Genomic DNA, 12,736 nt, shown 5'->3' with positions numbered 1-12,736 from the left:
CCTAATTTTTAATAGGATATTTCTTATGTTATAATACCCAATTGGTATTACCACCTTTTCTTGTATTAATAATTGAAGATGGAACTATTCTGTAAGTTGTATTTTAAGTTGATTTGGGGGCATAGATACATATAATGCGTCTATGTTCAACGCTGGATGTTAATGTAAGGATGATGTTGCAGTTGTTAAGTTATAAAACGCGTCCAGTGGAGAATTAGCCTTATATTACCCTCTGAGCTGTGTGCTTGCAGTATACAGTTTTCAATATTATGCAGTCTGTTTGAATTTTTATATCTCTCATGAACGGAGATAGTATTTAACCGTCGTAGTTTATGAGCGTTCTTATGATAATATGATTTTTGCCAATAAGATTTCTGGCAATGACACAATCAGTATCGACAGTGGTACGTTTGCTTTGGCTGGAAATAATTATGCATTTGATGGATATATCGATGTGGCTTCCGATGTGGCGGCGAGCAGAAACAAACTATCCTGTGGATGCAGAATGAAGGAGGCTGCAACAAATAGCGTGATGGAAGCAGTCAGCTAAAAACCCAGAGCAATCATGATGTTCTTAACTGGGGGGGGATATCACGCAGTGGAGTCAAAATGGCAGCGATCGTTGGCATTGGGGAATAATGGTGGGTTACGGCAACAGCGATAGCAAAAAAATCTCATCGCGAACCGGCTGTCGCTCGAAAGCAATGGCACTCGAGTCAGCAGTGAAGGTGATGGTAATATTCAGACCCGTCTTGGTGTAAAAACCTGGCTGAAGAGCCACCATAAAATGGACGACGGTAAATCTCGCGAATTCCAGCCATTTGCTGAAGTGAACTGGTTGCATAATAGTAAGGATTTCAGTACTCGCATGGACCGTGTTGCCGTGTATCAGGATGGCTCTCGCAATATTGCAGAGGTAAAAGCCGGTGTGGAAGGTCAGATAAATTCCCATCTGAATGTATGGGGAAATGTCGGCGTTCAGGTTGCTGATAAAGGGTATAACGATACCTCGGCGACGATTGGCGTTAAATGGTCATTCTGATCTGAATAATCTGTTGAGGAAAAGAGAGCCGAATTTGGCATAATTCGGCTCTTTGAATCAATTATTCTTGCCGTCAGCTTTTCCGTCGCAGGGGAAACAATCGGAGTTGGCTGACGCACATGATTTAATCAATGGTGTGTTAAATGGGTTCTTATGATTTGAGTGTTTTTCTGAAAGAGTTCGGGGCAACGGTTAATTTAGCGTTGCCTGACATTGTGTCCGAAAAAGAACGGCTTTTACTCAAGCTGTTGATGGAGGGGATGTCGGTTACAGAAATCTCACAGTACAGAAATCGCAGTGCAAAGACAATTTCACATCAAAAGAAGCAACTGTATGAAAAATTAGGGATCCAGAGCGATATCACCTTCTGGCGGGATATCTTTTTTCAGTATCATCCACAGGTAGTCTCCGCCACGGGAAGTAAAAATAAATTTTATATCCCTGACAACCATTTTCATCATGTTATCACGCCTGAAGCCATCAGCCTGGCGCTGGAAAACCATGAGTTCAAACCGTGGATTCAACCCGTTTTCTGTGCACAAACAGGTGAATTAACCGGCTGCGAAATCCTGGTTCGTTGGGAACATCCGCAAACGGGAATAATCCCGCCGGATCAGTTCATCCCGCTGGCGGAATCTTCCGGTCTTATTGTGATAATGACCCGTCAGTTGATGAAACAAACAGCAGATATTCTGTTGCCGGTAAAACATTTGCTACCGGACAATTTCCATATTGGGATTAACGTGTCCGCAGGCTGTTTCATGGCATCCGGGTTTGAGCGTGAGTGCCTTCACCTGGTGAAAAAATTAGGGGATAACAAAATTAAATTGGTTCTGGAATTAACTGAACGCAATCCGATCCCTGTTACACCAGAGGCCAGAGCGATATTTGACAGCTTACACCGACATAACATTACTTTTGCCCTGGACGATTTTGGTACCGGTTATGCGACCTATCGCTACTTGCAAGCGTTTCCGGTCGATTTTATTAAAATTGATAAATCGTTTGTGCAAATGGCGAGTGTTGACGAAATTTCTGGTCATATTGTGGACAATATTGTCGAGCTGGCACGTAAGCCGGGTCTTAATATTGTTGCGGAAGGGGTGGAAACTCAGGAGCAGGCCGATTTAATGATCGGGAAAGGCGTTCACTTTTTGCAAGGGTATTTGTTTTCTCCGCCGGTACCGGGTGAGAAATTTGTCACTGAATGGGTTAAAAAAGGAATGGGTGTTTCACTGGGAACAAGAAACAAATAGCTTCGCAACTGTTTCGGGGCCTGTGAGAGAGTTGCTCTTAGCAGCTCTCCCGATGCAGTAAATCCTGATAAATCTCAGTTAATATCCCTTTTGACGCAAACTGTTTTTTAATCCACTGCGTCACCTGACCCGTAGCAGAGTGCTGGGTTGCCAGTAACATGCGCGAATCCTGACGCGGATTATGGATTTGCCGGGTAACCAGCAGTGATTGCGCCATCGCCTCGCGAACCATGTAATCAGGCAAAAAACCGATACCTTCGCCCAGGATCTGGCATTGGCATTTAGTATTGAAATCAGGCACCAGGATTGATTCCTGACCGTGCAGCAACCAACCCACTTTTTTATTAATGGTATGCGCAGTGTCTTCTACCATGATGTTGGGATAAAGGCGCAACTGGCTTTCGGCTATTGGTTCTGGCATAAAGGCCAGCGGATGATCCGGGGCGATAGCAAATGCCCAGCGAATGGCGCCAATCTCGGTGTAATCAATACCGCCGCCGTCCAGCAGGGTATCGGGAGCGCCAATGGCAATATTTGCCTGATTATTAATAATGGCGTCCCAGACGCCGTTATACACCTCGGTGGTGACAGTAATCTGGCAAGTGGGAAACTGCTTTTTCAGCACTTGTAATAAGCGCGCGGTGTGTCTGGGCGTATAAAGCAACTGATTAATACAAATTCGAATACGCGCTTCTATACCCTGTGAAATGGTATCGATGCTGCGCTTGATGGCGTGGAAATCATTCAGCAGATCGGTGGCCTTGCGAAAAAAATAACGCCCGGATTCCGTTAGCTCAATATTGCGGGTGTTGCGAGTAAAGAGCACAACATCCAGCCCTGTCTCCATTCGCTTAATTGTGTAGCTAATGGCGGAAGTGGTTAGCCCCAATTCATCCGCGGCTTTACTAAAGCTGCCAAAACGTGCGGCGGTAGTAAACGCCAACAGGTTTTCTTCAGTAAAAATTGAGTTCATTAAACCATTCCCGCCATTATCTAATCTGAGTTTCTCCAACCATGACTGTAGAGATATTGGCTAAAGATGGGTAATCATTTTTGAATAACTTTTAATACCCATCGCTTTTTGTTGTTGTTTCGCTCAATTTTCGCCCGCTATATTCTGAAATTATCCCTACACAGTTACCCGCCAGAAAACCCAGTATCGTCGCCGTCCAGTTAAGTCCGCTGGCAAAAAACAGCGTCATGCCCAGAAAGCCGCCAGGAATGAACGACAGTAACCAGAAGCGCCCTTGCCAGACCACTACCGCTGAAAATGGTACGGTGGTAATCACGCTGGCCCAGAAGCTGGAAAGCCCGCTCACGGAAGCCAGCCAGCCGGAGGTCAGTGCTGCGAAAAATGCCCAAACCATCCCGGAATAATTGACGGCAAGGCTCTTGATAAACCCCGATTTACCGCCGCCTGCGGCATAAAAACTACAAAAGGCGACGAAGCCAATCGTTCCTAATAATTCCCATCCTTGAGAGACTCCGATATGTGATGACACCATCTGCCAAAGGCCTGCGCAAATCCCCACTGTGATCCCTGTTGCAGTGAGTCCGTTCATCTTGTTCTCCTCTGGTTAGAATTGAATAGGTATTGCTCTTACATGTGCAGACTATAGAGAAATAAAACCCAATTGAGTGAAAGGGTATCGGGGCAAAGAAACAAATATTGCACTACCGCACACGGCTTAATGATTGTTGAATGATATTCAACAAAAAGGCGAAATATGGCGAATTAAATTTAAGCGGGCTCTTTTATCAGATTATCATTGCTATTCTCAATTCATCGAAAACAGCCACAAAAACCAGGGGAATGTGAATGACTATAAAAAATCTACCTGCCGACTATTTATTGGCTGCACAACAGGGCGATATCGATAAAGTAAAAACCTGTCTTGCGCTGGGCGTCGATATTAATACCTGCGATCGCCAGGGGAAAACGGCAATTACGCTGGCAAGTTTATATCAGCAATATGCTTGCGTGCAGGTGTTAATTGATGCCGGGGCAGATATTAATAAACAGGATAAGACCTGTTTAAATCCTTTTTTAATGAGCTGTCTGAGCGGCGATTTAACGCTACTACGAATTATTTTACCGGCTAAACCCGATCTTAATTGCGTAACCCGTTTTGGCGGTGTCGGCCTGACGCCAGCCTGTGAAAAAGGCCATTTAAGTATTGTAAAAGAGCTTTTGGCGCATACGGAGATTAACGTTAACCAGACCAACCATGTTGGCTGGACGCCACTACTGGAAGCGATTGTGCTTAATGATGGCGGGATTAAACAGCAGGCGATTGTCCAGTTATTGCTGGAACACGGCGCCAGTCCGCACATGACGGATAAGTATGGCAAAACACCGCTGGAACTGGCGCGGGAGCGCGGATTTGAAGAGATTGCGCAGCTGCTGATTGCCGCAGGCGCATAACCCGGGAGGCTTGCTATCAACACACCAGAAAGACGGTGTGTGTGGGCGCTAACTGCGGATGCGAATTTCCTGGCACAGCGGGGGCAAGGACAGATTGAACAGGTCTTTGCCAGAGCGGTAAATATCGCACTCCCGGCCCGCCAGCAGTTGCTGACGCTGCTTTGTGAAGAGTACGACAATGCGCCAAACAGTTGTCGGTTGGCACTCACTCACTTTGATGGTCTGTTCCGTCATGGTGATAAGGTTCAGTTTGACGAACAAGGCATTACGGTTGGTCAACATCTTCATATAGAGATGAGTCATTGCCGGATTTGGCACTCCCCAACACGGCAAATGACGGCTGAAAATTTTCACCTTATCACCTGGCAACAGTGGCACGACATTATTCATCAGCACCTGGGGGAAAATGAAACCCTGTTTAATTACCGCGGCGATAATTCATTTTATCAGGCATTAAATAAAGAATTACATATCAGGAGACACGCGCTTATTCAGGCAGTAATCGATAAACAAAATATCGACTCAGCGGTCGCCAGTATGATGGGCTTAGGGATTGGCCTTACGCCATCAGCCGACGATTATTTAACAGGTCTGGCGCTTATTTTATTTATTCCCGGGCACCCGGCGGAAAAATACAAAGAGCAATTTTATCTTGGTCTGCAACGCGGCAGAAATAATACCACATTACTAAGTGCCATAACGCTGGAAGCTGCATTACAACAACGCTGTCGGGAAAATATTCATCGTTTTATTCACAACATTATTTATGACATCCCTGGGAACGCAACCCAGGCAATAGAAAAAATTAAACATATTGGCTCCAGTTCCGGCTGCGACATGCTGTATGGCATGGCCGATGGTTGTGCGCTGAGTCAAACCTACGGAGGGAATTATGTCAGTTAAAATAGTCATTAAACCGAATACCTATTTTGATTCTGTCTCGCTGATGTCTATCTCCACACGTGCAAATAAACTCGACGGCGTCGAGCAGGCATTTGTGGCGATGGCGACCGAAATGAACAAAGGCGTTCTGAAGAATTTAGGACTGCTGACGCCGGAACTGGAACAGGCGAAAAACGGTGACCTGATGATTGTCATCAACGGCAAAGCGGGCGCGGACAACGAGCAGTTGCTGGTGGAGATTGAAGAGCTGTTCAACACTAAAGCGCAAAGCGGCTCGCATGAAGCGCATTACGCCACTATTGCCAGCGCCAAAAAGCATATCCCGGAAAGTAACCTGGCAGTGATTTCGGTCAACGGTCTGTTTGCCGCTCGCGAAGCGCGTCAGGCGCTGCAAAACGATCTTAACGTGATGCTGTTTTCCGATAACGTCTCGGTTGAAGATGAACTGGCGCTCAAACAACTGGCTCACGAAAAAGGGCTGCTGCTGATGGGACCAGACTGCGGCACGGCGATTATCAACGGCGCGGCGCTCTGCTTTGGTAACGCCGTGCGTCGCGGCAACATCGGTATTGTTGGCGCATCCGGCACCGGCAGTCAGGAACTGAGCGTCCGCATTCATGAATTTGGCGGCGGCGTTTAGCAACTGATTGGCACTGGCGGGCGCGACCTGAGCGAGAAAATCGGCGGCCTGATGATGCTCGACGCTATCGGGATGCTGGAAAACGATCCGCAAACTGAAATCATTGTGCTTATCTCCAAACCGCCTGCGCCTGCGCCTGCGGTGGCACGCAAAGTGCTGGAACGCGCGCGCGATTGTCGCAAACTGGTGGTGGTCTGCTTCCTCGGTCGTGGTGAAACGCCAGTGGATGAGCAGGGGCTACAGTTTGCCCGCGGTACTAAAGAGGCGGCGCTGAAAGCGGTGATGCTCTCCGGCGTGAAACAAGAATATCTCGACCTGCATACCCTGAACCAACCGTTGATTGCGGATGTCCGCGCTCGCCTGAAACCGCAGCAGAAATACATTCGTGGCCTGTTCTGCGGCGGCACGCTGTGCGACGAAACCATGTTCGCGGTGATGGAAAAACACGGCGATGTCTACAGCAATATTCAGCCCGACCCTGAATTTCGCCTGCAAGATATCAACCGCAGCATCAAACACACCTTCCTCGACTTTGGCGATGACGACTTCACCAACGGCAAGCCGCACCCGATGATTGACCCCACCAACCGCATCAGCCGCTTGCTCGAAGAAGCGCGCGATCCACAGGTGGCGGTGATCGTGATGGATTTTGTGCTCGGATTTGGATCGCATGAAGATCCTGTTGGCTCCACCATCGAAGCGATCAAAGAAGCGAAAGCGATCGCCGCTGCCGAAGGGCGCGAGTTGATCATTCTCGCCTATGTGCTGGGTACCGATCTCGATACGCCATCATTAGAACAACAAAGCCAGATGCTGCTTGATGCCGGGGTAATTCTGGCCAGCAGCAGCACCAATACCGGATTACTGGCGCGTGAATTTATCTGCAAAGGGGAGGAAGCCTGATGAACCCGTCACTGTTTAGCCAACCGTTGAACGTTATTAACGTCGGCATCGCCATGTTTAGCGATGACCTGAAAAAGCAGCATGTAGAAGTGACCCAACTCGACTGGACGCCGCCGGGGCAGGGCAATATGCAGGTGGTGCAGGCGCTGGACAACATTGCCGATTCGCCGCTGGCGGACAAAATCGCCGCCGCTAACCAGCAGGCGCTGGAGCGCATTATCCAGTCGCATCCGGTGCTGATTGGTTTTGATCAGGCGATTAACGTGGTGCCGGGCATGACGCCGAAAACTATTCTTCACGCCGGACCACCAGTGACCTGGGAAAAAATGTGCGGCGCGATGAAAGGCGCGGTCACCGGGGCGCTGGTGTTCGAAGGGCTGGCAAGAGATCTCGACGAGGCGGCTGAACTGGCGGCTTCCGGGGAGATCACTTTCTCGCCGTGCCACGAACATGACTGCGTGGGGTCGATGGCGGGCGTTACCTCTGCCTCGATGTTTATGCACATCGTGAAAAACAAAACCTACGGCAACGTCGCTTACACCAACATGAGCGAGCAGATGGCGAAGATTTTGCGTATGGGTGCCAACGATCAGAGCGTGATTGACCGCCTCAACTGGATGCGCGATGTGCAGGGGCCAATGCTGCGTGACGCGATGAAAATTATCGGCGAGATCGATCTGCGCTTAATGCTGGCGCAGGCGCTGCATATGGGCGATGAGTGCCATAACCGCAATAACGCCGGGACGACGCTGCTGATTCAGGCGCTGACGCCGGGGATTATTCAGGCAGGTTATTCCGTCGAGCAACAGCGCGAAGTGTTTGAGTTTGTCGCCAGCAGCGATTATTTCTCCGGCCCGACGTGGATGGCGATGTGTAAAGCGGCGATGGATGCGGCGCATGGCATCGAATACAGCACCGTCGTGACCACTATGGCGCGTAACGGCGTCGAGTTCGGCCTGCGGGTCAGCGGCCTGCCTGGGCAGTGGTTTACCGGCCCGGCGCAGCAGGTGATCGGCCCGATGTTTGCTGGTTATAAGCCGGAAGATTCAGGGCTGGATATCGGCGACAGCGCCATCACCGAAACCTACGGTATTGGCGGATTTGCGATGGCGACCGCGCCTGCAATCGTTGCGCTGGTGGGCGGCACGGTGGAAGAGGCTATCGATTTCTCCCGTCAGATGCGTGAAATCACCCTCGGTGAAAACCCCAACGTCACCATTCCGCTACTGGGGTTTATGGGCGTGCCATCGGCAATCGACATCACCCGCGTGGGTAGCTGCGGCATTCTGCCGGTGATCAACACCGCCATCGCTCATAAAGATGCGGGCGTCGGCATGATTGGCGCGGGTATTGTGCATCCACCTTTTGCCTGCTTTGAGAAAGCCATTCTTGGCTGGTGCGAGCGTTACGGCGTTTGACCTGCAAAGCGCGCGTTGTTCATGCCGGATGCGGCGTAAACGCCTTATCCGGCCTACGAATGGCGCAAGGATCTGTAGGCCTGATAAGCGTAGCGCATCAGGCATTGGCACCATTACTTTGAGAAAGCCATTCTTGGCTGGTGCGAGCGTTACGGCGTTTGACCTGCAAAGTGCGCGTTGTTCATGCCGGATGCGGCGTGAACGCCTTATCCGGCCTGCGAATGGTGCAAGAATCTGTAGGCCTGATAAGCGTAGCGCATCAGGCAATTTGACGTTGGTCATAACCCCATCACCCTCTGTCGCGGACATAACAATATGAAAGAACTTGTGGTCGTTGCCATTGGTGGCAACAGCATTATCAAAGATAACGCCAGCCAGTCGATTGAACATCAGGCGGAGGCGGTGAAAGCCGTCGCCGACACAGTGCTGGAAATGCTGGCTTCCGATTACGACATTGTGCTGACCCACGGCAACGGGCCACAGGTCGGGCTGGATTTACGCCGTGCGGAGATTGCCCACGAGCGCGAAGGTTTACCGCTAACGCCGCTGGCGAACTGCGTGGCGGATACGCAAGGCGGCATCGGCTACCTGATACAACAGGCGCTGAACAACCGACTGGCGCGCCACGGCGAGAAAAAAGCCGTCACCGTGGTGACTCAAGTAGAAGTAGATAAAAACGATCCGGGGTTTGCTCATCCCACCAAGCCCATCGGCGCATTCTTTAGTGAAAGCCAGCGTGACGAATTACAAAAAGCAAACCCTGACTGGCGCTTTGTTGAAGATGCCGGGCGGGGCTATCGCCGCGTGGTTGCCTCGCCGGAACCGCAACGTATTGTCGAAGCACCTGCCATTAAGGCGCTGATCCAACAAGGTTTTGTAGTGATTGGCGCGGGCGGCGGTGGAATTCCGGTGGTGCGCACCGAAGCGGGAGATTATCAAAGCGTGGACGCGGTTATCGACAAAGATCTCTCCACCGCGCTGCTGGCTCGCGAAATTCACGCCGACATTCTGGTGATCACCACCGGCGTGGAAAAAGTGAGTATCCACTTTGGCAAACCGCAGCAGCAGGCGCTGGATCGCGTAGATATTGCCACCATGACCCGCTATATGCAGGAAGGGCATTTTCCGCCTGGCAGCATGTTGCCAAAAATCATCGCCAGTCTGACATTCCTGGAACAAGGCGGCAAAGAAGTGATTATCACCACGCCGGAATGCCTGCCAGCGGCGCTGCGCGGTGAAACGGGCACCCATATTATTAAAACGTAAGGACGTAAGATGAAAGAAAACAATAGCCGCCGTGAGTTTCTCAGCCAAAGCGGTAAGATGGTCACCGCCGCCGCGCTGTTTGGTACCTCTGTGCCGCTCGCCCATGCGGCAGTTTCTGGCACAACCCACTGCGACGCAAATAACACCATGAAAATCACTGACCCGCACTATTATCTCGACAACGTGCTGCTGGAAACCGATTTTGACTACGAAAATGGCGTGGCTGTGCAGACTCGCACGGCGCGCCAGACCGTGGAGATTCAGGACGGCAAAATTGTTGCCTTGCGCGAGAACAAACAGCACCCGGATGCTACGCTGCCGCACTATGATGCTGGCGGTAAGTTGATGTTGCCCACTACCCGCGACATGCATATTCATCTCGACAAAACCTTTTATGGCGGGCCGTGGCGCTCACTCAATCGCCCGGCAGGCACCACCATCCAGGACATGATCACGCTCGAGCAGAAAATGCTGCCGGAGCTGCAACCCTACACTCAGGCGCGGGCGGAAAAACTGATCGATTTATTGCAATCGAAAGGTACCACTATCGCCCGTAGCCACTGCAATATTGAACCGGTTTCCGGCCTGAAAAATCTGCAAAATTTGCAGGCGGTGCTGGCGCGACGTCAGACGGGCTTCGAGTGTGAAATCGTCGCCTTCCCGCAGCACGGTTTACTGCTGTCGAAATCGGAACCTTTGATGCGAGAAGCGATGCAGGCAGGGGCGCATTACGTCGGCGGGCTGGACCCGACCAGTGTTGATGGCGCGATGGAAAAATCCCTCGATACCATGTTCCAGATTGCGCTGGACTACGACAAAGGTGTCGATATCCACCTGCACGAAACCTCTCCGGCGGGCGTGGCAGCCATCAATTATATGGTGGAAACGGTGGAGAAAACACCGCAACTGAAAGGCAAGCTGACTATCAGCCACGCCTTTGCGCTGGCAACGCTCAACGAGCAACAGGTGGATGAACTGGCGAATCGCATGGTGGCGCAGCAAATTTCTATTGCCTCGACGGTGCCAATTGGCACGCTACATATGCCGCTCAAACAGTTACACGATAAAGGCGTAAAAGTGATGACCGGCACCGACAGCGTTATCGACCACTGGTCGCCTTACGGCCTGGGCGACATGCTGGAAAAAGCCAATCTTTATGCGCAGCTTTATATTCGTCCTGACGAACAGAATTTATCCCGCTCGCTGTTTTTAGCCACCGGTGACGTATTGCCGCTGAATGAAAAAGGCGAGCGCGTGTGGCCAAAAGCGCAGGATGACGCCAGCTTTGTGCTGGTGGACGCCTCCTGTTCTGCCGAAGCGGTGGCGCGTATCTCGCCGAGAGTGGCAACCTTCCATAAAGGACAACTGGTATGGGGGAGTGTGGCGGGGTGATACATATTTGATGCACCCGTAAGCGTTTCTTTTGTGTCGGGCAAATTAACGACGTCTGCGAGGCGATGTGAAATATCGCGTATCGCCACATAATAACCTCGCTCTCCGACACTGTTTTAGTTTAGGGGAGCGATAAAATCCATTCCGACTGAGATGGAATTGAGTTGCTAATTAAAATGATAAGTAGACAGGAATTTTCTGGTGTTTAATTAATAAACAGCAAAGACGTCTTGTGAATGAATATGTTGACATTCATATAAAAACATCATATTTTCGTCATGTTTACATAGGGTGTTTTCTATATCTTACGCATCGCACTAAGACCTGACAGAAAATATGCTGAAAGGTTTATATCAAAAACCGCCATTAGCTCATCAGGAAGAGCAGACGACAACCAGGATTGTTGTATGGTACGGGGTTCGAGGCCTCGATGGCGGTCCAATTTCTCATTTTGCTATTTCCATTTTTTAATACGTCCAGAATATTAAACATTCTTCTTTTTGACTGTTTGCTGAACAATAAATAATATTGTCACAAGCCGAAACGAAAAAAGCCCACACAGGGGACGGTGGGCTGAAATGGGAAGCAAAGACTCAAGTAAACTCATCGGAAATTAAGGACCACGCATTACGGTGGCATCATCGCCCATGAGCCGGATAAGGCAAATCGGGTTGATTACGTAGAAGTTTCATTATCAGTTCAGATGTTATTACCGCTGCACTATTCCTTCGTAAATCAGGCGTAGCGCGAATACGCTGATAATCGCGCCAATTACCCGACTGGCTACACTTTGCATACGTCCATACGCACGACGCACGGCCGGTAAAGAAAATGCCTGACTAAGAAATATACGCCAGATAACAGAGGCAAGAACAATTCCTGCCCAGGCCGTTAAACGCGCCCAACCTGGTGTTTCCGCGTTTAACGTTACCGAAAAAATACTGATAAAAAACAAAACGGTCTGTGGATTAGAAAGATCGGTAATTAATCCACGGCGAAAAAATACATACCAGGGGGCGCAGAGTGGTTGCTGTAGCGTGCTCATTTGCGGGGCTGACTGGCGGCGCATACTGCTCCAGGCAAACCATAAGAGATAAGCGCCGCCAGTGATTTTAATGAGCGAGAAAATCTCTTCACATTGGGTAATGAGTGTCGCCATGCCAAACAACCCTAACCCGGAATAGAACGCATCGCCCAGCGCCACACCGAGCCCGGTCACTACGCCAGCGCGACGGCCTGAGGCCAGGCTGGTTTGTACCACGATGAATAAATTTGCTCCGGGATTAAAAAAGGTCATTACGAACAGTCCGACAGTCAGATAAACGGCGTGTAAAGGGTCCATAGTGATTTCATCCATTAATGAGCTTAATTAACCTCATCCTATTTATAGTAAAACTGACTGAATGCGAACAGGATCACAAAGACAGTCAAACCAGGAGAGGACCGCCCCGTTGATACGGTATTCGGCGAGGGGAATACGGTATTCTGGTG

The 12,736-nt window shown here is 50.1% G+C and carries 9 protein-coding genes and 3 pseudogenes; 9 read left to right on the top strand and 3 right to left on the bottom strand.

Annotated features, from left to right (window positions below):
• Window positions 1–471: 471 nt before the first annotated feature.
• Together EA14781_RS24465 and EA14781_RS19145 are read left to right on the top strand one after the other, a co-directional pair.
• Window positions 472–1,042: pseudogene (locus EA14781_RS24465) on the top strand (autotransporter outer membrane beta-barrel domain-containing protein); the annotation flags it as partial.
• 143 nt (window positions 1,043–1,185) lie between these two features.
• On the top strand, window positions 1,186–2,298 hold the full coding sequence (locus EA14781_RS19145; protein ID WP_000536082.1) for an EAL domain-containing protein: 1,113 nt from the start codon (window positions 1,186–1,188) through the stop codon (window positions 2,296–2,298).
• Window positions 2,299–2,335: 37 nt separating this feature from the next.
• Here EA14781_RS19145 and EA14781_RS19140 read toward each other — a convergent pair whose 3' ends face one another.
• Both EA14781_RS19140 and EA14781_RS19135 read right to left on the bottom strand, forming a co-directional pair.
• The gene (locus EA14781_RS19140) at window positions 2,336–3,271 is read right to left on the bottom strand and encodes a LysR substrate-binding domain-containing protein (protein ID WP_001084378.1); all 936 of its coding nucleotides are present in this window, start codon (window positions 3,269–3,271) and stop codon (window positions 2,336–2,338) included.
• 91 nt (window positions 3,272–3,362) lie between these two features.
• On the bottom strand, window positions 3,363–3,860 hold the full coding sequence (locus EA14781_RS19135; RefSeq protein WP_001013858.1) for a DUF1097 domain-containing protein: 498 nt from the start codon (window positions 3,858–3,860) through the stop codon (window positions 3,363–3,365).
• Between the two features lie 257 nt (window positions 3,861–4,117).
• Between EA14781_RS19135 and EA14781_RS19130 the strand changes: the two genes are divergently transcribed.
• The 7 genes and pseudogenes from EA14781_RS19130 to EA14781_RS26185 all read left to right on the top strand — a co-directional run.
• On the top strand, window positions 4,118–4,723 hold the full coding sequence (locus EA14781_RS19130) for an ankyrin repeat domain-containing protein (protein WP_000153111.1): 606 nt from the start codon (window positions 4,118–4,120) through the stop codon (window positions 4,721–4,723).
• Between the two features lie 39 nt (window positions 4,724–4,762).
• The gene (locus tag EA14781_RS19125) at window positions 4,763–5,626 is read left to right on the top strand and encodes an oxamate carbamoyltransferase subunit AllH family protein (protein WP_002430267.1); all 864 of its coding nucleotides are present in this window, start codon (window positions 4,763–4,765) and stop codon (window positions 5,624–5,626) included.
• A pseudogene (gene fdrA, locus EA14781_RS19120) lies at window positions 5,616–7,169 on the top strand (acyl-CoA synthetase FdrA). Before EA14781_RS19125 ends, fdrA begins: the two are co-directional and overlap by 11 nt.
• Complete coding sequence (locus EA14781_RS19115) at window positions 7,169–8,587, top strand: YlbE family protein (RefSeq protein WP_001069947.1); 1,419 nt, start codon at window positions 7,169–7,171, stop codon at window positions 8,585–8,587. The pseudogene fdrA and the gene EA14781_RS19115 overlap by 1 nt, the downstream one beginning before the upstream one ends.
• 315 nt (window positions 8,588–8,902) lie before the next feature.
• Window positions 8,903–9,853 (top strand): carbamate kinase family protein, encoded by a 951-nt coding sequence (locus tag EA14781_RS19110; RefSeq protein ID WP_000661644.1) that lies wholly within the window; start codon window positions 8,903–8,905, stop codon window positions 9,851–9,853.
• Window positions 9,854–9,862: 9 nt separating this feature from the next.
• Window positions 9,863–11,245 carry an amidohydrolase family protein gene (locus EA14781_RS19105; RefSeq protein ID WP_000662414.1) on the top strand — a complete coding sequence of 461 codons (1,383 nt, stop codon included), beginning with the start codon at window positions 9,863–9,865 and terminating at the stop codon, window positions 11,243–11,245.
• 546 nt (window positions 11,246–11,791) lie between these two features.
• Window positions 11,792–11,928: pseudogene (locus tag EA14781_RS26185) on the top strand (hypothetical protein); the annotation flags it as partial.
• Between the two features lie 26 nt (window positions 11,929–11,954).
• Here EA14781_RS26185 and EA14781_RS19095 read toward each other — a convergent pair.
• Window positions 11,955–12,587: a LysE family transporter gene (locus tag EA14781_RS19095; protein WP_010338366.1), complete on the bottom strand. Its 633-nt coding sequence runs from the start codon at window positions 12,585–12,587 to the stop codon at window positions 11,955–11,957.
• Window positions 12,588–12,736 lie beyond the last annotated feature (149 nt).

This window comes from Escherichia albertii NBRC 107761 = DSM 17582 (assembly GCF_000759775.1).
Lineage (GTDB): Bacteria > Pseudomonadota > Gammaproteobacteria > Enterobacterales > Enterobacteriaceae > Escherichia > Escherichia albertii.
Note: the sequence above shows the minus strand (reverse complement) of the source record. Positions and strands in the feature narration are given on the sequence as shown.